Raw genomic sequence first — 21,749 nt, 5'->3', positions numbered from 1 at the left:
TGACGAGTCAAGATAACTTCACGAATCCGCGCACGAAGCACAGAGCCAAAGAAGCTCTCAGAATCGCGCTTGTCTTTGCCAATGGTTATTGCGTCTCACTGGCCGCCGGACAAAACACATTCGAAGCGGTCATCCGATCTGGCATACAGACCTTGGAGGCAGGTTCCCATGCTCTAGGCCGGCGTTCAAGGATGATGCACGTTGCACGCCTATTCGAAACACTCCTCCGAACGCTACGTCTGCGCCTGTCTGGCTGCGGAACCTTTGTACAGATGTCATTTCGCTTCGCGGTCGCGGTCGTCCTGATTGCAAGTTTCATCTCGATTCAGGGATGTCAGGTTGGCCCTCGCTATGTCGCACCGTCTATGCCGGCTCCGCCCGCTTTCAAGGAGACCCAGCCGCAACAATCCGCCGATGGAACCGTCTGGACACCTGCTACGCCGCAAGATGCTGTCCTGAGGGGCAAGTGGTGGGAGCTCTATCAGGAGCCTGAGCTGAATGCCCTCGAAGAGAAGCTGAACGTCGCCAACCAGAACATTGCGCAGTCCTTTCAGAACTTCATGGCAGCGCGAGCTCAGGTGAAGCAGGCGCGCGCTGCCTATTACCCCACCGTCACGGTCGAGCCCTCCTATACAAGAGCACGCACTTCTGGAAACGCATCCGGCCAGTCCAGCGTATCCTCCGGCACCGTCAATCAGAACAGCAATAGCTTCAGTCTGCCGTTTGATGTCTCCTGGGAGCCTGATGTCTGGGGGAAGATCCGCAACAGCGTCCGCGAGTATGCGAATGCTGCACAGGCCAGCGCGGCAGACCTCGCGAACGAACGCCTGAGTGAGCAAGCCAACCTGGCCCAATACTACTTCGAGCTTCGGGGCCAGGATGCACTGATTAATCTCTACCAGCAAAGTGTCGTGGCCTATCAGAAGAACCTCGACCTCACAAAGATACGCAGCAGCACTGGCGTCGATGACGAGCAGTCGGTCGCACAGGCGAAACTGAACCTCACCAATGCCATTGCCGCCACCACAAATCTTCGGATCGCGCGTGCTCAATATGAACATGCCATCGCGCTGCTCATTGGCGAGCCAGCGTCCTCCTTTTCCATGCCGAAGCGTGCGCTCGACACCAAAGTGCCTGCCATTCCCATCGGGGTGCCCTCTCAGATTCTGCAACGGCGCCCAGACATCGCCTCGGCGGAACGGAAGATGGCCGAGGCAAACGCCCTGATCGGTGTCGAAACGGCCGCGTACTATCCCAGTTTCAACATCGGTGGCGATCTGGGCCTACAGAGCAACAAGATCGGCAGTCTGTTCACGTGGCCGAGCCGTTTTTTCTCACTTGGTCCCTCCGCGTCGGAGACACTCTTCGACGGCGGCCTACGTCGTGGCACCTTGAATCAATACAAGGCGCAGTACAAGGCCGATGAAGCTTCCTATCGTCAGACTGTCTTGACGGCCTTCCAGCAGGTTGAAGACTACCTCGCCTCCGATCGCTGGATGGAGCAACAGAGAGGCGAGCAGCAAGAGTCGGTCGCAGCCGCCCGACGGTATTACGATCTGGCCAGCATTCGCTATAAGACCGGCGTCGATACGTACCTCAATGTCTTTGTCGCAGAGGCGTCCTTGCTCAGCGATCAGCAAACCGCAGTGAGCCTCCATGTTCAACAGATGACAAGCAGTGTTCAGTTGATCGAGGCTCTTGGCGGCGGTTGGGATACCACACAGCTTCCAACAGAAAAGGCCGTAGCAGCCAAGCAGTAGCAGCCAAGTATCAGCGACCAAATCGAGAGTCCCTGTGTATTGCAGCGGACACAGCATAACTGTTTTTCAACCGAGGAGTGAAGCATGAAAATTACCCTATTCGCAGTCCCATTTGCAGCATTTGCCTTGTCTTTCGTTTCGTTGGAGGCCCACTCTCAGGATGGCCCAACTCCGCCCCCCGCCCAGGTCAGCTCATCATCATCAACGACGCAGGACGCCGAGCCCGTGAAGTCCGTCAAGCTGGACGATCTGCCGAATGCACCTTCTTTTCTTTGCGCCCAGGAGACGCCACCGAAAGAACAGGAATCCCATGCTCCGCCATCCGGTTCTCTTATGGGGCCATTGGGTCCGGTGCCTCCGCTGATGACCAATAAGCGGTTGTCATTCGACGATAAGCTCACAATCTATACGCACCAGGCGTTTGGACCGCCCGCGCTGGTGTTTCCAGCCCTCGGTGCCGGATTCCGGATGATAAATCCACCAAACCACTATCCTCATGAGTGGACAGACGGCGCGGGCGCCTTTGGAAGGCTCTACGGAAGCGCCCTCGCCACGCAGACATCCACGAGGACCGCTGAGTTCCTTGCAGAGGCCGTGTTGCACGACGATCCGCGCTATCTGCCAGCCGCTCCTGGCTCCAATGTAGGTGTCAGGGTCTTCCATGCCATCTCGTACACCTTCGTCGACAAGACCGATTCGGGCCACCGCACTCTCGCGTTCTCCAACTTCGCCGGTGCGGCTGCCGGAGGCTTCGTAGGGATGAGCTATCTCCCAAATGGATTCAATGACGTTACGCACGCAGAACAACGGACTCTTACAGAGTTCATGGGGCTCGGCATCTCAAATATATTCGCAGAGTTTGCACCTCAATTAGCTCCGATCATTCACAAGCTCCACCTACCGCAAATTCTGCCCGCTTGGTGGGTGCCGGAAAAGCCGAACCACCCGTAGTCGGAATCACATCGAGAGTCTCGATTGCTGTGGAATCGAAACCCTCGATATAAAGCGGGTGTCACGGTCGAGAGTGCCGACGGCGGAGCTAGGGAGGAGCTGACCCTGCAACGCGCTCCATCGAAGTGAGCCGAAAAAAAAGCGGGGTGTTGGTCAACCTTAAAATGTGTGCAATAGAAAGGCCTACTCATCCAACAAGAGAATGAGAAGATCCTTGATCAGCGAACGGATTTCGGAAATATCCTTCGCGATGATTTTGAAGCCACGAACAGCACCTGAAAGAACATGCGCCGTCTTTTCAGCGGAGACTTTTGGTTTGGAACTCTGGAATTTGGAGTGTGATTTGAGGACGGGGACGATAATCTTCTCAAACGATCGATAGCCCTGATCGACAGAATCTTGAGCGAATCCAAAGGTGCATTCCAGGAGTTCTGCCACTTCACTGGAGGTTCGCATCCGTTCAAATGGTAGAACCGTCCATAACTCAAAAGCGGCCCGAAGCTTTTCCTCGGGTGTCTTGAGTTGACCGATCCTAGCTTCAATCTCATTCAGGGTCCCCTTGACCCAATGCTCGTACACGCCCTTAAATATGTCTTCCTTACTCTCGAAGACCAGATAGAGCGCGGGCCTTGAGATACCGGCAGCTTCGGCGATGTCGTTCATCGTTACTCGCTTGTATCCGTAACGAACAAAAACATCGAGAGCGGCCGCGAGGATTTTGTCTCTCTTTGCAAGATCCATATCTTTACTATTGACAATATACGTCTCATTGTCAATAGTAGACACGTAGACTCTTTCCGTCAAGAGTCATCAGGAGGCAGGATTTGGCTAAAATCATTCTCATCACGGGCGCGTCATCGGGCATCGGCGAGGAAGCCGTCAAGCGCCTTATGACGGCGGGATACACGGTGTATGCGGGGGCGCGCCGACTTGACCGGATGAAATCCTTGGCCGATGCGGGTGCGCATGTATTGGCTTTGGATCTTACCGATGATGCCTCAATGGCCGCTGCTGTAGACACTGTCATGCAAGAAGCGGGATGCATTGATGTGTTGATTAACAACGCGGGCTACGGTTCCTATGGGGCGCTTGAAGATGTGCCGCTGGAGGAGGCCCGAAGGCAATTTGATGTCAATCTATTCGGCCTCGCCCGCCTCACCCAACTTGTACTGCCAGCGATGCGGGCGCAACGTTCCGGGCGGATCATCAATGTATCTTCCATCGGCGGGAAGTTCGGCGAACCCTTTGGCACCTGGTACCACGCTACCAAATTTGCGTTGGAAGGGCTGAGCGACTCTCTGCGGATGGAACTCTATCCGTTCGGTATCGATGTCGTCGTTATTCAGCCCGGAGCGACCCATAGCGAATGGTCCCAGATAGCACACGAGAGCCTCCTGAAGTATTCCAGTGACGGCCCCTATGCCAAGGGCGCCACCGCGCACGCGAACATGATGGAGGAAGGCCATAAAGGGTCAGTTCCTGCTCAGCCCAGTGTTGTCGCCAACACCATCGTTCAAGCGGTTCAGGCGAGCAAACCCAAGACCCGCTATGTGACCGGCGGGTTGGCACGGACAATGTTGTTCATGCGCCGCGTTCTTTCCGACCGCGGCTTCGACGCTTTGTTCCGGATGATTGGACGCCAAATGGCGAAATCCAAAGCGTAAATTTGCGATCCACACCATGAGGTGACACGGGTGCCCTTTTTCGGACAGCTCTGATGACCTTGTGGGTCAGCTCTATTTTGAAGAAAAGTCTGCGTAGCAGAGAGGATCGTCATGAAAAGATCGGTCGTTCTAAAGAGCGTGGCATTCGTAATCTCGGCCTTACTTGTGTTTCTGGTCGTTATTAAGTTCAAGTATGGAAGCGGGAAAAATTACCCAGATCTTGGAGCCAATCTACCAACAGAGTCGTTTGTCCTGGAAAAGCTGATTCAACTGGACTATCCGCCCGGAAACCTCGCCGTTGCGGCGAATGGCGATGTCTATTTCAACTACCATCCGAACGCAAAAGCAGATCGTTTTTCGCCGGCAACCGTCTTTAAGTGGTCCAACGGCAAAGCGGAGCCTTTCCCCTCGCTCGAGGCACAGAAGGACTTTCAAGGCACGTTTGGAATGACGATCGATAAGCAAAATCGAATCTGGTTTATCGAACCGGCGAGTCTTGACTTCAAACACACGCTCGTCTCGGCGTTCGCTTTGGACACCAAGAAGCGATTGGAGTTCTTTGAGTTTCCTGAAGGACAAGCGAAGTTTGCGGAAGACATCCGAGTCACGTCCGATGGCAAATACGTGGTTCTGCCCAATCCTGGGCTCTTCAGTTTCACCCCTTCAAGTCTCGTCGTCTACTCCGTCTTGAACCATACGTTTACTTCGATCCAATCGGATCATCCGTGCATGAGGCCCGAGGACTGGATCATTCAAACGCCCTATGGCCCCGACCGATTGCTTGGGGGACTTCTTAGCTTCGCCGTCGGGATCGACGGCATTGAGATCAGCGACGATCAGAAGTGGCTCTACATTGCTTCGATGACCAACTCCCGGCTTTGTCGCGTGCCGATGTCCGTCGTGTTGAACCCGGCAACGACAACCGCATCTTTCAATCAGAACATTGAAGATGTTGGGCAAAAGCCAATGAGTGATGGCATTACGATCGACCACGACGGGCGCGTCCTCATGACCGACGTGGAACACGGATCGATCATGGCGTTCAATCCGGCCACTCATGAGTTATCGAAGCTCGGAGGCTCAAAGGACATCGTTTGGCCAGACGGAATCGTCGTTGGTGCCAACGGGGATGTCTACTTCACCGATAGCTCAATCCCGTCCTACCTAGATGAGCTCGTAAGACCCCCGACTGAATCAAAGCTTGCTGAACACCGACCCTACTCTATCTATCGCTTGAAGAAGTCGGGAACTTGACCTACCCCCCGGAAATCTCTACCAATACGAAAACGCCGACTGAAGTAACCGTCAGCGGTGCTTGAGCTGCGCTTGGATTCCCGAACACCGTGTCATCAGATCGTCAAACGTCTCCGCATTGCCGGCCAATAGCCCGTCTTCGAGCATGTGCAGATAGTCCGTGCGAAGGGCATCGTATCCGCTTCCGCTGGGCACCAGTATCAGGCCTGCGTGGACGGCCTCCAGATAGTCGATCCGGTTCCCGTTGGCGTCCTTCTCAACGAAGAAAGCGTTTTTGTGAATGGCAACGGCTTCGGCGACATCTTGGGTCGCGAGAGCTTCGGCAAGATGTCCGGTCTCTTCGATACGAACCAGATCGTGGAAGTGCCGCGAAAACCGATTGCTAAGACCCTTTTCGCCCTGGACGCAATACACATGGGCGGCAGTCGCCTTCTCCCAGAAGATGCGGGTCAGATTCATGACGCGAGGGTCGGCGTTTGGAAACTCGACCCCGGATACCAGCCCCTCCATATCGCAGCGAACGGGAATGATCGTACTTGGCTCTCCGCTGCACCGCGCGCCAAACTCCAGTTTCACAGTCGGGAGTGCGTAGCCTGACGCCGGTGCCACCGGCTGGTAGTCGATGAAGATGCAATCCTCAGTGATGCGGCTGGATACATTCTCCAAACGTTCCAAGCCGGCCTGAATGATGGGGTGAGCCTGGTTCCGAATCCATGCGGGAAGGAGTTCGCGACGGATCTCGTCGGACCATTTCTTCTCCTGGCTGCGGCTCGGCGGAATCGCGTCGATGCCGCCCGCGGAACCGCGAACCAGCTCAGGGGCGAGAGCGCGGATGTCGTAGGTGAGGTCAACGTCTTCCGAAAAGCGGGTGATGACCTTGTGTGCCTTCGACAGAGCCGTGCCGCCTTTGAAGACGAGGTGCGCTCCCAAGTCGGATCGAAAGAGAGTCGCAAGCGCCCAGACGACCCAGATGTCCTTCTCCAACAAGTGAGGCGCACGACCGGAGACATCCGAACCCGCAGCAAGGGCGCTGGCCTGGTTCTGCCTGCTCAGTTGGAAATAGCTATCAGGCATCGACGGCGCTCCGGCTGAGGGCGCTCGCCATCCAGCTCGGAAAACGGGAGACCTGCTGCGCGACCTTCCGAATCTCAGTCCGGGGAACCTTCCCCTCGATCTCCTTCAGAACCGCATGGACTCTCTCCGGGCCTGCCCACGCCAGCGCGCGGACGATCTCTCCGGCGCGTTCCTTGGCGAAGGCGAGTTGCCAGGACGGGACATGCACGAGTTCGATCGCCAGCTTTCCGAGATTCAGCTTGCGGCTCCGGCCCGATGTCCAATAGATCATCTGAGTGGGAACCTGGGTGGTGAGTCCAAGCGCGTTCGCGGACGCAGCGCCCGACGGCACAATGTCTTCGCCGCGTTGAGCGGACAGCTCCGCGATCAACCGATGGGCGGAAGGCGCATGAGTTCCGAACCGGCTCGTCACTGGAGAGATGTACATGCCCCGGCCGGCTCTCAGGAGCTTCCCGCGCCTCGCAAGGCGCGAGAGCGACTGGTCCACAGCGGGGCGTGTGCCGAGATGCAGCAGCATTTTGGCGCTCACCGGCGCTCCCTCGGGGAGTGCGCTTGTCCTCTCAAGAATGGCTTCTGTAAGGCGTTCCATAACGTCACCTTCTGTCAGGATCATACTCTAGTTTCTGACACTTTGCACAGTCGTTCGCCCGTCATGGTGCGGTGCTCCGGGGCGTCTTCACGACCTGTTGGCCCGGAACCCAAAGGTCGAAACGAACTCCCGACTGACTCCCAATAAGCTGTCCGATGCGTACTTTGCCGTACCTTTGAGTCGCCATTCGTACCGTAAAATCAACAACATACGTAAGTTAAGGGTCACTCATAACCCAAAGGTCGTAGGTTCAAATCCTACCCCCGCAACCAAAGAATCAATAAGTTACGAGCACTCAAATCCCAAGCAAGACCCCATTATCCCCCAATCGGAAATGGCTCCCAAAAGACCTTCACTCTCGAAGGTCTTTCGTGTTTTTACATCCCCCTTTCCAACATCAATGGTTCCCCAAAGACAAGCCCAACAACTTGGCTGTTTGCCTTGCGCTTGGAGTCCGTCATCGCTCGTCCATAGATGTTCATCGTCGTCTGGATCGAAGCGTGACGTACCTTGGGCGTTACCGAGGTCTTCCGCATGTGATGGAATCAACGTCGTTCCCAGCTTGCTGGCAGGCTTGCACGCCCATTACAAACTTTGGCAGTAGATTGGCCGGAGCCGGATTCGGGGCCGAGACTGTTGCGGTGCGGTCGCTCGGCAATTGAGCCGGCAGCCAGCCTACTCCGGACCAAAGGGGTTGGGAGTCTCCTTGGAAGAGTGCGTTCCTGCGAGCTTGGCACAGATGGCAAACTCGTTTTTCGCCAGATCGTCCTTCGACTGCTTTTTATAAATCTGTCCCAGGCGAAAATGAAGCGACGAAGTCTCGGGGGACAAGGCCACAGCCGTCTCCATCTCGCGCTCAGCCAGGGAGAGGTCACCTTGCTGAACATAGGCCTTTCCCAGCTCTTCGTGCATACGGGGATTCGAAGGGGATAGGGTGACCGCCTTCTTCAAAAGGGCCACGGCCTTTGTAAGTTCGTTCTGCTCGAGCAACAACGATCCCAGATTGAAGTAAGGCTGCGAGTCTGTCCCGGAGCTTCCCTGCCAGTCGATCGCCTGTTGAAACGCCTGCGCCGCCAGGTCTTTCTCTTGCAGGACAGATAGCGCGAGACCCCGGTTGTTCTCCGCTTCAACATAACGCGGATGCAGTGACAGCGCACGCTCGAACGCACTCACGGCATCTGCGTACTCGCCTTCCTTATATCTTGTCCTGCCTAGGAGATACCAATAGCTCGCCTCCGCAGGATCATGAGCAGTCGCCCGGGTGAACCAGCGGTCGGCGTCGACATAATCCCCCAGCAAAACATAGTCTGACGCAATGATCCCGAACTCGCGTGCGGTCGGATTTCTTCCCTTCGCTCCTGTGGTGAACTCCGCGAGAGACTCCTTCGCTCTCTGTTCACGGAAGAAGATCTCCGCGCGAAAATAGTGACCGTCAGCAGAGTTCGGATTTGTCTGAAGATAGATATTGATGGCTGTCTCAGCGTCCTTGGTAAGTCCGTGCGCCAGTAGCGCCTTCGGCTCTGCGAGCGGGTCCACCGGAGACTGCGCCTGTATCTTCATGAACGTCATCGCCGCCAGCAGCAACACTCGGAGTTGGGTTTTCATCTTCATCCTCGACACACCGCGCTCAACGTGCGCTCGCTGCTGGACAATGCGATAACTGCGTACTCAGCGACTCTAAACTCTCGAGGCCACGGTTATAAACCAGCGCTGACCGCAGGGCTTTCTTCGCTGCTTCGGAGCTCCCTGCCATGCAGTCGACTCGGGCAACGTTTAACGCCAGACCGGGAATGTCCTGGTTCGTCGCGAACGCGGCGTTCAGTAGACGCTGGGCCTCATCCAACCTGCCCTCCTTAGCCATCAGGGTTCCGAGGTTTGAAAGTGCAGTCAGGTTGTTGCTGTCGAGCGCGAGAACCCGCCGAAATAGACCTCCCGCCGCGGCCCCATCGCCACGAGCCGCGGTCATCACTCCCAGGGCATCGAGCGCCTCTGCATCGCCTGTTATCTCATCACGAAGAGCGTTCAACTGCGACCACGCAAGCGGCTCCAGCGCTCTGTCTCCCGCAAGCATCGCCTTGTAATATCCCATCGCCAGGTCCCGCTTCGACGCAGACTCCGTGAAGATCGGGGTGAGTTTGCTGAGCTTGGTGCGCGGGCGTTCCTGCTTCTCTGAATCCGGCAACCTGAGGATGCGATGGTCTGTCCAGGCAACATGCGGAATATTCTGCGCTCCGGTCTGTTTCATATGACAACTCACGCAATCCTTGTTCTCAGGGTGGTGCGACTCCGCAAACTTCGCGTCAGTATGGCAGCTGAGACACTTGCTGCGAAAGAATGCCGCACGAACCTCGCTAGCCGGGGTGAAGTGCGGATCGTGACAAGTGGTGCAGGACATCCGCTCGCCGGACTCCAGCTTGCAACGGCTCTGAGCAAACTGCTCCACCTCACTCACTGCGCGCGCTGTCGCGTCCTTGCCGCCAAAGACGTAGTAAGCGACGAGAGCCGTGATGGACTGACCGGGCACAAAGTCGAGGGCTGACCGGCCCGCCCGCTCGACCAGCACATCTCCTTCAAGGTGGCAGTTGATGCAGATGGAATCTCTCTTCAAAGCATCCAGTCGCGCGAGCTTTACCGGCAGGGCGTTGCCGCCACTGGAGAGGTGCCCACTGCTGTCGCCATGGCAGGACTCGCAGGTCACACCGGTATGCAGGAAGGCGGAGTTACTGTAACGGTTGATGGTTCCAGCATCACTGCGTCTCACTTCGCTCATATGACATCGAAGACATCCGCTCTGTAGCGGAAGCGCTGGAACCGCATGTTGCATCCCGGCAAGGCCGGGCTTCATATCGAAACTCGCCGACGCAGCATACCAAGCGATCGGAGACTCGAAGAGGAACCCATCGGCGCCATAGATATACGTCGTGCCAAGATGCCCCGAGCCGAGAAAGTAGTCCAAAGGCACGGTCATCGTTTCGCCGTGGCTGCTCGTGCTGAGAAGACTCGCTCTTCCTTCATGGCCACTGTTTGTGATGGTGTAAGTTGCTCCCGCCAGGCTCCGCACAGTGCTTGGCGGATGCGGTCTCTCCTCCGCCGCACCGCTTGCGTTGGCCATGGGAGTCGATAGGTATTTGTTGTAGATCTCCGCGTGGCACTTGGCGCAACTCGCGTCGGCAATCCGAACCGGAGTGGGAACCTGAGCGATAGAACTCACCGCTAGCAGGAACAGCGCGAGTGATCGTCCGCATAGCCTCAGCAAGTTCGCCCTACTGCGCATCCTTCTTCACCTGCAACACGTCTGCGGCCTGAGCAGCTGCGGCATCGCGGGCCTCGCGCTGCAGACGGGCATAAAGCTGCATCTCCTTCGTGGCTCGCTCCTGGTCGCCTTCGGCACGATAGACCGACGCCAGGAGGAAATGTATCGATGGCTCGCTGGGGCTCTCAGCCAAGGCGAGCTTGAGGTCTGGCAACGCCTCTTCCTGCCGCTCCAACCGCACCAGAGCGCGAGCGCGATCGACCCTCGCCTGCATGAGTGTTGGGCAGCGGTCGACCGCCTGGTTCAACTCGTTCAATGCTTTGTCCGCTGGTTCGTTCAACTCAAGCATCGAGTTTGCGAGCTTCCACCGCGCGCTACAATTATTCGGATCGACGGCGATCTCAGCGGCAAACTCTTTCTCTGCTGGCTCCCAGTTCGTCATCAGCCAGTAGGTATTCGCCATGTGCATATGCGTCCCCGGCTGGTTCGGAGCAAGCTCGATCGCCCTCTTGTACTCCACCAGGGCCAGGTCGTAGTTATGCATACTCTCGTCGATCTCGCCGGTGATCTCGTGGGCAACAACAGAGTTCGGATCGATTTGATTGATCTTGCTCAACGCGTCCTGGGACATCTGCAGATACGTCTTGCCCAGTTGATACCAGCCGCTTTGATCCTTCGGATTTCGGCCGAGATAGTGGGTCAGCGTAACCGTCGCCTGCTGGTATTCGCTTTGTCTGATCTGAACCTGCGCCAGTGCCATCTCAAGCTGGTCGTCTCCGGGCTTGCTGGATAAGGCGGTCTTGATCAGTGGCTCGGCCTTCGCGTTCTGGCCAAGCTGGTAGTAGCTGAGACCGAGCATGGCTGTTGCGGTCGGCATGCTTACATGAAGCCTCAGGCCGCGCTCGAGAGTCTCGACTGCATGCTCGTAGTCGCGGTCGTTGAAGTACAGCATGCCGAGGTTGTTATAAGCGGCGGCAAGATGCGGAGCGAGTTTGATCATGGCTAGATACTTCGCGATCGCAGTGCCCGTATCGTTCGCCGCCTGCGCCTCGCCGGCCTCGGCATACAGCCTCTCCACCTCAGGCGAGACCTCGTCGCCATGTGCCTGGGCCGGTACTGGCTGAGGCATCACGAAAGCAAGCAGCGTAAGCGCAAGTGTGAGCCGTAAGAAGGAAGGAACAGCGCTCATTTGGCAAGATTATAGAGGAGATTGCAGATCATTGGCCCTGCCTCCATGAAGGCGTGAAACATCTTATGAAGAGAAGCGGGGCTGCCCGAGAGCAGCCCCTATCAGTGACGCGCGATGAATGCGGGACTCCAGAGATCCGTTAGAACTCAAGCCGAAACTGCGCCTGCCCCTGACGGTTTGAAATCTGTGAGCCTTGGTTGTTTACGTCTTGTCCAAAGTGTCCGTTGTCAATGTTCTGATCAGGATTATTGAAGCGCGTTCGGTTCAACACATTGAAGTAGTCGACCTGCAACACGCCAGAAAACCGTTCTCCAAAGTGGAACTTCTTCGACACGTTCGCTGCCTCGTTGTAGTTTGGCGGATTGCGTAGGTCATAGTAGTTCCGCTTGGTATCCGCAAGCGTGTAAGCCGGAGAGTCCGCCCATGATGATACGTTCCAGACAGCTCCTGTACCCCCCTTGCCCACAAAATTGTCACGAATTCGGCTGTAGCTGGCAGTTCCGAGCGGCCCGGTCAGTACCGGCCGATAGAATTCGCCCTGGGTCGGAACGGGTGTGCCATTCTGGGTTGCGCCGGTAGGATTGCCGGACTGGTACGACGTAATCCAGCCGATCTGCCAGCCGCCGAGCGCCTGACCGGTGATGCCCTTGTTGTTTAGGTACTTCTTACCAGGACCGATGGGAAGCTGGTAGGTTCCGCTGACCTTCAAGGTCTGAAGTTCGTCGGAGCTTGAGATAGCCCATTCCGGCTTCTGGTTGTACTTGTTGATGCCTCCATTGGTGAAGGTAGAGAATCCACTGCTCGCGTTATCCATCTCCTTGGAGAGCGTATAGCCAACCAGGAAGGATAGGCCGTTGGTGAAGCGCTTATCGACCTCGATCTGTGCGCTTTGGTAGTAGGCCGTACCAAAGCCTTCGAAGTTGTTCCGAATATAGGAGTACTGCGGATAGGGCGATAGGGCCTGTCCAACCGTCGCATTACCACCAAAGTCGGCTACGAAATTTTGATACGGAAGTGTATAGCCTGCCTGTTGAGCGCTACCATCTGCGAAGCTGAGGGTTAGGTCACTCTTCAGTGCGAGGATCTTCGGGTCGATCTGGTTGATCTGGTTGATATTGCTCGGAAGATGAATGACGCGGTTGCCAATAAAGGCCGCGGTAAGGAAGAGGTTGTAAGGTAGTTCGCGCTGATAGTTTACGTTCCACTGTTGGCTATAGGGTGCGAAGCCGTCCTTCTTGGTGTCGAACGCCATGATTTGCGTCCCTGCGCCAAGTCCGGTCGAGAACGGCGTTGCAGGCGGGTTGGGAAGAATGGGTGTACCGGTATCCCAATTCCCAACTGCCGAGGCAGTAGTACCGAGACTGTTACGGGTGTAAGTTCCTACGAGCAGATTGCCGTAGTTAACAGCGACCTTATTGGTGCCGTACTCATACGCGCCACCATTCAGGAAAGCGATCGCGAAGCCAGCCTGGATGACGCTCTTATCGCTTAGCTTATAGGCAAAGCCAAGGCGCGGACCGAAGTGGGTAAAGTGCGTATCCGCCCTGCTGACGCCAGCGCAGCCAGTGCAGTTGCCGAATTTGGTCGCCGCACCAGGAATCGGGTTGCCAGCGGCATTGGCGAAGTGCGCGTCAGTGCCGTTGGGGTTGAAGTAAACAATGTTGTTGTTGTTCTCGGTGAATGGCACTTGAATGTCCCAGCGAATGCCAAGATTCAAAGTTAGCTTCGGATTCAACTTGATATCGTCCTGCACATAAGGCGACAGATCGACGTTCCGCAACTTCAACTCCTGGCTATTGGCCCGGTTGTCGCTGTCGGGAATTCCAAGCAGGAAGCTTGCGAAGGCGCTGCCGTCCGTGTTGAAGTCGGCGACGGGCGCGCCAGTGGCGGGATCCTTTGCGGGATCGGAGGTTGTGTTGTGGCTGAAGTTGAACTGACCGCCGGCAGTCTGTTCTTCGTTGTCGTCCTGGTAAGTGCGACGGAACTCTCCACCGATATTGAAGGTGTGCCGTCCCAGCGACCAGAGCCAGTTGTTTACAGCGACAAGACCCAACTTGCGGTTAACAGAGCCGGTGTTCGCGCCACTTGTGCCCCACTGCGTCAGCGTGTGCTGGCCATCGAAAGTGAAGTTTGGCGGAACGATGCCGCCTGCAATTCCAGGAAAGCTGTATCTGGAGTTATTGAACTGGTTGTTGATCTCCCCAATCCAGCCGATACCGGCGGTCATGGCAAGATGCGACGTCAATGCGTTGTTGTACGTCAACAGGTATCCGCTACCCTTGTTTGGGTACTCGCGAAGGCTGTTCAGCGGGTTCGGAGCAAGAACAATCGGGGCCTGATCGAAACCGAAGTTGTGGAAGTAGTTGTGCCACATGCTGAAGTGGATGCCCTGCGCCTGGTTGATCACCTGGTCGACAGTAAATCCCCATACATGCTGGATGTTCGGATTAATGAAATCAACGGGGCTCTTGTTGCTATCCAGGCCCGGACGATCCGGATCAGGAATTGAAGGAATCAACGTAGCCGAGAGCGGGCTGATGCGCTCAGGGCAAATCACGTTCGCCACGCCGTTACAGACAAACTGCTTCCCTGTAGTTGGATCAAAGATGGGGATGACATTTCCTGAACCGTCGACGTAATCGGTAAAGTCTCCCGTCTTCTCTCGTGCGGTCGGAACCGTACCCGGATAGGTGTTCGTATTGTTTTCCTTGTACCACTCCTGGCTATAGTGGCCAAAGGTCTTGTCGTGGCCATTGTAGAGATGAGGAATGCTGATCGGCCCCGACACAGTGAAGCCATAGTTGTTCTCATGATCAGTGGGAACATGGTCATTCGGATTCGTCGTCGGGTTGAACGCTTTGCCGTTGAAGAAGCCGACAGAGTCGAAGAGGTTATTACGGTTAATCTCGAACAGATCGCCGTGATATTTGTTGGTGCCGGTAGCCATCTGATAGGTCAGAGCACCCTGGCCAAGACCGAACTGAGCTGCAAACGTGGAGCGCTCGACGCGAAACTCCTGGACCATCTCAAAGGGTGGATTGAAGTTTTGCGTGTAGCCCTCAGTCTCTGACTGAGGCGCCGGGATGCCGTTATAAACGATCTCTTGCTCGAAGTCGGCGCCACCACCGTCGCGGTGAGAGAAGCTGTCACCCGTTACGCCAGGAGCCAGAAACTGAAGCTGGTCGATCTGCCGTCCGCGGCCAGAGACCTCTACGGGAAGCGCTGCCACAACCTCTGGTTCGATCGTGCTTCCAAGCTGTGGTTCGGTGGTGTTGAGGGCGATCGCGCTCGAGGTCACTTCAACCGTTTCGCTTGCGTCGCCGTTGGAGAGAGTGAAGTCTAGAGTTGAGATCACGCTGACATCGACGTTTACGCCGGTTAGGACTGCCTTCTTGAAGCCGGCAGCGTCGACCGTGATGGTGTATTTGCCGGGATTCAGGCCCTTAGCGGTGTAGGTACCGGCGCTGCTGGTCGTCAGATGGCTTGAGATGCACGTTCCATCATTGGTGACGACGACACTGGCGTTCGCAACGACCGCGCCTGTGTTGTCGGTGACCGTGCCGGTGACACCGGCGTTCGCCTGGGCCCATGCGGAGTTGAAGTGACCCGATACGAGAACGAAGAGTGCAAGCAAAAGCGCGGCGGGTTTAGCCCAGAGGCCCGCTCGCCTCGACTTGTACAAAGATTGGATGTGCGTCATAGTTCCTCCCCAAAAGTGATGCGCTTTCATGGCGCGAGCCACGCATATCTCAAAACACGACAACGTTGTCAATCTTGAACGACGCGAAACTTACGCCCCGGATGATATCGTTGTCAACAGCTATTTTTCACAATTTAACGGCCCTGGCGCCTCGCATGACGACGACCAGAACAAGCGCACGGGCAGCGTCCAGGACAGCCCGTGCGCCTTCCCTTCGCCGCAACGCGCACTGCTCCAGCGGGCTCTCAGAGATACTCTGTCCCGATGGAGCAAGGCAAGAGATTGTGTCCGCGCTCACACGATGATTCGCGGCCGCCTGGCAGCCATAAGGGCCGCCAGGCCGACCCGCATAGAACTACTTCGTACCCGCTGGCAGCACATCGTACAGCGGTCGAGCCGCTGTGACCTTGGGGTCTTCCTGTGCTACCGAGATGGCCATGATGCGGATGTTTTTATTGTTCGGGAGCTTCAGCGTCTTCGCACCCGCGGGTAGGTCCAACTCATACGCGAACAGGTACGAGTACGAATAGTCGACGTTCTTGCCTGCAGCGTCATGATGATGGCTCGCGAACCACGCGAGATCGTCGCGCTTGATGAACCCTGGCTTTAGACCGGTCATCTGGCCGTAGTCGTCGTTCTTGTAATCATCCTTGCTCCACTGGCGGTCATCCCATTGCCCGATGAAGCCGCCCCAGTCTTCGACCTTCAGCTCTGTCTTCGCGCCGCCAACCTCGAAGACTCCCTGCTGATCCCCATCCGCTGCAGCGGCCAGCACATACACACGGTTGTACTCGCCCGCCGGCAGCTTGACGACTTGACCCTTCGAGACCAAAGCATTCGCCGAGCCGGTCTTTGCAGCCCCAAGCTCGAACTTCACATCGTTGAAGTTGATCTCACTCGGCAGCATCTCCGCAGGCAGCGAGTTTCCTTTGCCATCGAAGCCGCCAACGACCTTGGTGCCATCGGTCGTCGCCGTCGCCAGATCGAACTTGAGCGGCACTGGAGCCGAACGGACACCCTCAGCGGACGTGGTCGCGGACGTCAGCTTGAGTGCAAACGTCCGTGGCTGATAGCCACCAAACGAAGTCACCAGCGCTCCCTGCTCCACGGTCGCCGGACCCACTGGCTGTTCCTGCCCATTCACCTCACGCGCACTCGCGACCGGGGCCGCAAACGACACGGTCACCTTCTCCTGCGGCTTGCCGTCAAGCTCCACCAGTCGCACCACAACTTCGTCGCTATGCTCTGCCTTCTTGACGGCCAGCACGCGGATCCGAGGGTTGTCCACCTTCAGCAGCGAGAAGGTCTTGCCCAGCGGGCCCTCATGCTTCGCTGTCTCAAACGCATACAGCGGCGAGTTCAGTCTCTGCCCCTGCCAGTCCGTCTGCGCTGTACGCCAGCCCAGTGAGTGCCCCGCGATGCCATACACAAACTCATGGTGCCCGATGTCCTGGGTGGCCTGGTCTTCGTATCCGCCCGCAGTTCCCGGCGTCACCAGAAGGGTCAGGCGCAGCGTGTGGTCGTTCGGCTTGTCGGAACCGTTCTTGCTGTCCGTCAATACCGTCGCGCCAAACTTACCGCTCGCATCCGTCAGGTCGATCCACTGGTGCGATGGCACCTCAAACTTCTTCGGTCTCGCCGTTGGCCGCTCGATCGTCCCGATGTCCCAGTTGTAGGTGGCCATCTCGTTGTTCGCGGTCAGCGGGAAGCTCGCCTTCAGGTTCGACTCCTTCGTCTTCCAGTCGATCACGTTGCCGAACTCCACCCTCTTGCCGCCATCGCCGGCAGAGAGACTTACGGTCTGCACAAAGTGCGATCCCGCGGTGTCGCGTGTCACTTCGATCGCGACGCGGACCGGGCCATTCTCGACGACCCGGATCTTCGCTGGGCCCGAGACATATTCCTTCGGCGCAGCCTGCTCCTGGTCCCAGTCCATGTTCCACGCCGGCCACTGCTTGGGGTTGTCGTAAGAGATCGCGAGCCGCGCCGGAGACGACAGCAGCTCCCTGTTGTTCTCTTTATCGAAGATGCTCGCGACGTCGCCATCATCGTTCAGCTTCACGCGATAGTACTCGTTCTCAAGCTCCCGGTCTGAAACCTTTAATAAGTTTGCTTCATTGTTTCCGCCCTGCACCGGTTGGACGTCGTACACCGCGTAGCCCACCGAAGGCAGGTTTGCCACAAACAGCACGTTGCCGTCGACGAGCTGCGAGGGCGCTTCCGTCCCATCAGGCGCGATCACGCGAACCGCCTGCGGCGTCGCGCCTGCAAAGTCCACCTTCGCTTCAACCACATCCTGGCGGGCTATGTTGAGCTGGTTGAAGACGACCACGGGAACGCCTTTGGTCTGCGTGTCCATCTTTGCAACCACGCCCTGGACCGCGTCCTTCAGAACGTCGGCAAACTGGTTGAGCGCGATTACGTCGTCGTTCCACGCAAACTCGTACGAACGTGGCGTCGCCGTGCCTGCCGCCAGATCATGGAAGTGGCCTCCCATCGCTAGTGTCCATGCGCTATTCAGGCGCTGCAGAGGATACGGCCGAGCTCCCAGCCATGCCGCCGCAATCGAAGACTTCTCCGCCGCATCCGCCAGCAGCTCTTCGTGCCGAATCCAACGCTTCTGATACCCCTCGGAGGTCAACGATGCAGCCGAGTGATTCGTCAGCTCCATCTCGCCCGTGTACCGGGGCAGCTTCGCAGCCTGCTCCGGCGTAATGTCCAGGAACATCTGGTCCGCGTTGGAAGAGACCACATGGACCGGCCCTTCACCGACCTTCACCGCCGGCGTCGTCGGCGCTTCATTGTCGCGCTGCGGCATCCCTTCCACCGGCAGGCTCACGCTTCCCTTCGTGACGATCGCCTCCAGCGTCTTCACCGACTCTTCGTTCGGAGCTCCGCCGATATCGCCGGTGCCAAAGTAGTGGTAGTCGGTGAACAGACCTGTCACCTTGCCGTTGTTCTCCACCCGCGCCGCCCAATCGTGCTGGTAGCGGTTGAAGTCGTTCACCTGCTGCTCATGGGCCAGAGCATCGTGCTCAAACCGAAGCTTCTGATACTCCTCGTAACGCTGCGGGTCGATCTTCTTGCCAGCCTTCTCGGCAGCCTCGCCTTCGGCCTCCATCTCCGCAATCTTCTTGGCGTCGTCTCCGATCTTTGGGTCGGGAGCACGCTCCGGCAGCGGCTTGCTGAGGTCGGTCGTAATGTGGCCGCCATAGCTTCCAGGATTTACCCCAGCCAGCACCGTCTCGCCGTCCGGCCCAACCCACACACCTACGTTGAACGGCGTCCCCTCAGGAGTCTTTTCGAGGCTCTCCGGACCTCCGCCATCCGCCGACGATCCCCACACCAGCTTCTGTGTCGAGAAGCCCTTTACTCCCGAGTGCGCCAGAATCGTCGGCAGCGATGCCGGGAAACCGAAGCAGTCCGGAAGCATGTACTCCGCGCTCGCCTTGCCAAACTCTGCGCGGAACCAGTCGTTCCCATAGAGAACCTGCCGGATAATCGCCTCGGCGTTCGGCGCGTTCACATCACCCTCTTCCATGCTCGACCCCGCCGGATGCCAGCGCCCCTCCGCCACGTACTGCTTCAGCTTCGCGAAGTCCTCCGGGAAGTACTCCTTCATCAGCCGATAGCGATTCGCGCCGCTGAAGTTGAAGATGTAGTGCGGGTACTTGTCGATCAGCCGGAAGTTGTCTTCCATCGTTTTGCGCAGGTATTCGTCGATCACCTGCGGGTACTCCCACCGCCATTCGGTATCGAGGTGCGCATAACCCACTACGTAGAGCGTTGGAACCTTGCTCAGGTCCGGAGCGTCTTTCTTCTGCGCGTTCGCAAGGCTCGGGAACGTCAGAAGCATCAGAAGGCTGGCTGGCATTGTTTTCCAACGGAATTTCATGGGTACTCTCTCCAATTCAAAGGGATAACGCAGAGGATTGTTCCTCAACGATGACATCGTTGTCAATTGAGCGCAGATCGCCCTTGCCTATGACTCACTTCCACAGCGCCCACCAACGCATCCAGCCCCGAGCTCTGTGCCCCTGCATTCGCGGCCATGTACGGCCCCGACCACGTCTCCCCCAGCCGATCCTCCGGCCCTCGATCCTTCGTCCAGATCGCCTCTGCGTTCCCCTGCACAAACGCCGCAAACTCCGCCTCGGGATCAACCCGGTAGAGCGCCGCCAGGTTTCGCACAAAGATCCCCTTGAACTGCACTCCGTCGCCTCCGCACTTCGGCTCGCAGGGGTCATGCAGCACGCCATCCTTGTCCGCAAGATGCGCCATCGCCGCTCGAGCGATCTCCCGTGCCAGCTTCAACTCCGCCGCGCCATGGCCGCCCTTCGACATCTCCGCTAGCCCGCCCAGGATCACCCCCTGGTTATACGTCCACGTAGTCTGCCCGTTGTTCGAGCACCCCCCTCCGCTCGTCTGATCCTTGGCCTTGCCCAGCCCATCATTGATCAGCCCCTGCGCATTGATCAGCCCTGTCCCGCGAAACCACTTCAGCTCACGCTTGCTCCATGTCGCGTACGCGTGCCGCTCTGCGCCTCGGGTCCTGTTCGCAAGATGCGCCGCGACCGCCAGAAACAGCTCATTCGCAATCGCATTCTTATACCCCCGGTCCTTGCTCCACCAGATGCCGCCGCCGCACGTATCGTCCCAGCCGCCAGCCATATCCTTGAAGATCGACTCCGCCATCGTCAGATAGCGCGGGTCGCCTGTCAGATCGTAGGCATCCACCCACGCCAGCGCCCACCACCCTTCATCGTCATAGAACTTGTTGAGAAAGCCCGGAGCCTCCTTCTGGGCAACCGCAAACGTGTTCGCGAGCGTTCCCTCGTAGTCGACACGCTTTCCGCTCACCCGCGCATAATCCGCCAATGTGGTCGTGGCATTAGCGGAATTCCACCACCCCGTCGTCTGGTATAGCCCCGTCGCCGGAACATACCACCGCTGCAAGGCAGCCATCGCATCGCTGGCCCTACGCAGATCGGGATTGTCCACATCAGTTGCAGTGGGAACGGAGTTCTTCACGGTGTGCGAGGCGCACCCAAGAAGAGAAGCTGCAACGAGCAGGAAAGCTCCCGCTCGACAAGTTAACTGCCCCATCGTTTCAATGTCTCCCATCGGTCAGCGAACATCCGCAAGATTGCCGTATGACCAGCTTGGCCGGCAAAACCACGGAGCGCGGGCTTCCCGAACTACCGTTTAGTCGCTCGAACAGAAGGTTCGCCGCTACCCGGCCAATCTCCTCGGCGGGCTGCACAATTACGGACAGTCCCGGGGTGATGAAATCCGCAAGGTCGAAATTATCGAACGAGAGCATGGCAATGTCTCGTGCAACGGACTTGCCGAGCTGCCGCAGTCCCCGCAGGGCCGCCATGGTGCATACCCAGTTCAACGTCAGGATGGCATCTGCGTTGTGCAGGGCGAAGATGTTCTCCGCGAACCACTGGGGCGTGAGCACATTCTCGTGCTCCACCATGCAGATTCGCTCTTGCTGGTCCGCCGCACGCATCGCCGCGCGATAGCCCGCGACCCGTTCCTTGATGGTGTAAAGATGCGGCCGCGCGCCAATCACCACCACCCGGCGCAATCCATGTCCCAAAAGATGCTCGGTGGCTTCTCGTGCGCTTCGCCGGTTGGTGACGGTCACCGAATCGACTTTGGCACTTCTCAAGACCTGGTCAAACGCGACTACATGGACGCCCGCCGGGATCACGCCGGTAAACGTATCATGCCGGCTGTCGGCTGGGGCAATCACGAGACCGTCGATCTGACGGCCGATCAAGGCCTGAATCTCGGTGCGTTCCAACTCCACATCACCGCCTGAGCTTGCCAGGATCACAGCGTATCCACACCGGCGCGCTACCTCCTGCAGGCCGTGGACGGAGTTCGCCGTGAAAGGGTCCGAAAGGTCCGGAACGATCATTCCGACAGCGGCCGATCGCTGCGCCTTCAGTCCGCGGGCCAGGGCGTTCGCGTGATATCCAAGGCGTTCCATAGCCGCCCTGACCTTGGCCGCCTTCTCCTCCCGCACTTCAGGAGAGTTGTTCAAGACCCTCGATGCCGTCTTGAGGGAGACCCCGGCTTCACGAGCGACGTCCACCAACGTCGGCACACTACTCTTCGGTATTGGCATAGGTTGACCCATCCGGTTCCGGCTTGTGACGGCTATCCCCAGCCGGTCTTGCACCCTGAAAAGTCGCCAGGAGAGTCTGGAATCTCCCCGATGGAAATGAAGGCATAGTCAAATCTCAAAAGAACAATCGCTACTGGAGAGTGAATCGCTCGATCACATTCATCTGCTCTCAAGTC

Annotated in this window: 14 protein-coding genes; 4 read left to right on the top strand and 10 right to left on the bottom strand. The window is 57.6% G+C overall.

Annotation, left to right across the window (positions count from 1 at the left end):
• Positions 1-272 precede the first annotated feature (272 nt).
• Both OHL18_RS20625 and OHL18_RS20620 read left to right on the top strand, forming a co-directional pair.
• Positions 273-1,760: an efflux transporter outer membrane subunit gene (locus tag OHL18_RS20625; RefSeq protein ID WP_263376762.1), complete on the top strand. Its 1,488-nt coding sequence runs from the start codon at positions 273-275 to the stop codon at positions 1,758-1,760.
• Positions 1,761-1,844: 84 nt separating this feature from the next.
• The gene (locus OHL18_RS20620; RefSeq protein ID WP_263376761.1) at positions 1,845-2,711 is read left to right on the top strand and encodes a hypothetical protein; all 867 of its coding nucleotides are present in this window, start codon (positions 1,845-1,847) and stop codon (positions 2,709-2,711) included.
• Between the two features lie 183 nt (positions 2,712-2,894).
• Here the strand turns inward: OHL18_RS20620 and OHL18_RS20615 are convergent, their stop codons facing one another.
• A complete protein-coding gene (locus OHL18_RS20615; protein ID WP_263376760.1) occupies positions 2,895-3,452 on the bottom strand; it encodes a TetR/AcrR family transcriptional regulator in 558 nt (185 codons plus the stop codon).
• Between the two features lie 83 nt (positions 3,453-3,535).
• On the opposite strand from OHL18_RS20615, the gene OHL18_RS20610 reads away from it, so the two are divergent.
• Positions 3,536-4,375 (top strand): oxidoreductase, encoded by an 840-nt coding sequence (locus tag OHL18_RS20610; RefSeq protein ID WP_089839572.1) that lies wholly within the window; start codon positions 3,536-3,538, stop codon positions 4,373-4,375.
• A 111-nt stretch (positions 4,376-4,486) separates the two neighbouring features.
• Positions 4,487-5,629 carry an L-dopachrome tautomerase-related protein gene (locus OHL18_RS20605; protein WP_089839571.1) on the top strand — a complete coding sequence of 381 codons (1,143 nt, stop codon included), beginning with the start codon at positions 4,487-4,489 and terminating at the stop codon, positions 5,627-5,629.
• Between the two features lie 51 nt (positions 5,630-5,680).
• Here the strand turns inward: OHL18_RS20605 and OHL18_RS20600 are convergent, their stop codons facing one another.
• The 9 genes from OHL18_RS20600 to OHL18_RS20560 form a co-directional block, all read right to left on the bottom strand.
• Positions 5,681-6,703 (bottom strand): nucleotidyl transferase AbiEii/AbiGii toxin family protein, encoded by a 1,023-nt coding sequence (locus OHL18_RS20600; protein WP_263376759.1) that lies wholly within the window; start codon positions 6,701-6,703, stop codon positions 5,681-5,683.
• Entirely contained in the window at positions 6,696-7,292 is a 597-nt protein-coding gene (locus OHL18_RS20595) for a DUF6088 family protein (RefSeq protein WP_089841906.1), read from the bottom strand. Before OHL18_RS20595 ends, OHL18_RS20600 begins: the two co-directional genes overlap by 8 nt.
• 675 nt (positions 7,293-7,967) lie before the next feature.
• Complete coding sequence (locus tag OHL18_RS20590) at positions 7,968-8,897, bottom strand: tetratricopeptide repeat protein (protein ID WP_263376758.1); 930 nt, start codon at positions 8,895-8,897, stop codon at positions 7,968-7,970.
• Positions 8,898-8,919: 22 nt separating this feature from the next.
• Positions 8,920-10,548 carry a tetratricopeptide repeat protein gene (locus OHL18_RS20585; protein WP_263376757.1) on the bottom strand — a complete coding sequence of 543 codons (1,629 nt, stop codon included), beginning with the start codon at positions 10,546-10,548 and terminating at the stop codon, positions 8,920-8,922.
• A 7-nt stretch (positions 10,549-10,555) separates the two neighbouring features.
• Positions 10,556-11,734, bottom strand: coding sequence for a tetratricopeptide repeat protein (locus OHL18_RS20580; protein WP_263376756.1), 1,179 nt, complete (start codon positions 11,732-11,734; stop codon positions 10,556-10,558).
• Positions 11,735-11,873: 139 nt separating this feature from the next.
• Positions 11,874-15,434 carry a TonB-dependent receptor domain-containing protein gene (locus OHL18_RS20575; protein WP_263376755.1) on the bottom strand — a complete coding sequence of 1,187 codons (3,561 nt, stop codon included), beginning with the start codon at positions 15,432-15,434 and terminating at the stop codon, positions 11,874-11,876.
• A 355-nt stretch (positions 15,435-15,789) separates the two neighbouring features.
• Positions 15,790-19,308 carry an alpha-mannosidase gene (locus tag OHL18_RS20570; RefSeq protein WP_396274982.1) on the bottom strand — a complete coding sequence of 1,173 codons (3,519 nt, stop codon included), beginning with the start codon at positions 19,306-19,308 and terminating at the stop codon, positions 15,790-15,792.
• Positions 19,309-19,391: 83 nt separating this feature from the next.
• The gene (locus tag OHL18_RS20565) at positions 19,392-20,540 is read right to left on the bottom strand and encodes a glycoside hydrolase family 76 protein (protein WP_263376754.1); all 1,149 of its coding nucleotides are present in this window, start codon (positions 20,538-20,540) and stop codon (positions 19,392-19,394) included.
• Between the two features lie 4 nt (positions 20,541-20,544).
• Complete coding sequence (locus OHL18_RS20560) at positions 20,545-21,573, bottom strand: LacI family DNA-binding transcriptional regulator (protein WP_263376753.1); 1,029 nt, start codon at positions 21,571-21,573, stop codon at positions 20,545-20,547.
• Positions 21,574-21,749: the final 176 nt, after the last annotated feature.

This window comes from Granulicella aggregans, assembly GCF_025685565.1.
GTDB classification, from domain to species: domain Bacteria; phylum Acidobacteriota; class Terriglobia; order Terriglobales; family Acidobacteriaceae; genus Edaphobacter; species Edaphobacter aggregans_B.
Note: the sequence above shows the minus strand (reverse complement) of the source record. Positions and strands in the feature narration are given on the sequence as shown.

Bases quoted from the DNA above. Each gene is read 5' to 3' on its own strand.
- OHL18_RS20600 (WP_263376759.1), bottom strand. From the start codon at position 6,703: ATGCCTGATAGCTATTTCCAACTGAGCAGGCAGAACCAGGCCAGCGCC.
- OHL18_RS20575 (WP_263376755.1), bottom strand. From the start codon at position 15,434: ATGACGCACATCCAATCTTTGTACAAGTCGAGGCGAGCGGGCCTCTGG.
- OHL18_RS20560 (WP_263376753.1), bottom strand. From the start codon at position 21,573: ATGCCAATACCGAAGAGTAGTGTGCCGACGTTGGTGGACGTCGCTCGT.
- OHL18_RS20590 (WP_263376758.1), bottom strand. From the start codon at position 8,897: ATGAAAACCCAACTCCGAGTGTTGCTGCTGGCGGCGATGACGTTCATG.
- OHL18_RS20625 (WP_263376762.1), top strand. From the start codon at position 273: ATGTCATTTCGCTTCGCGGTCGCGGTCGTCCTGATTGCAAGTTTCATC.
- OHL18_RS20570 (WP_396274982.1), bottom strand. From the start codon at position 19,308: ATGCCAGCCAGCCTTCTGATGCTTCTGACGTTCCCGAGCCTTGCGAAC.
- OHL18_RS20605 (WP_089839571.1), top strand. From the start codon at position 4,487: ATGAAAAGATCGGTCGTTCTAAAGAGCGTGGCATTCGTAATCTCGGCC.
- OHL18_RS20565 (WP_263376754.1), bottom strand. From the start codon at position 20,540: ATGGGGCAGTTAACTTGTCGAGCGGGAGCTTTCCTGCTCGTTGCAGCT.
- OHL18_RS20595 (WP_089841906.1), bottom strand. From the start codon at position 7,292: ATGGAACGCCTTACAGAAGCCATTCTTGAGAGGACAAGCGCACTCCCC.
- OHL18_RS20620 (WP_263376761.1), top strand. From the start codon at position 1,845: ATGAAAATTACCCTATTCGCAGTCCCATTTGCAGCATTTGCCTTGTCT.
- OHL18_RS20615 (WP_263376760.1), bottom strand. From the start codon at position 3,452: ATGGATCTTGCAAAGAGAGACAAAATCCTCGCGGCCGCTCTCGATGTT.
- OHL18_RS20580 (WP_263376756.1), bottom strand. From the start codon at position 11,734: ATGAGCGCTGTTCCTTCCTTCTTACGGCTCACACTTGCGCTTACGCTG.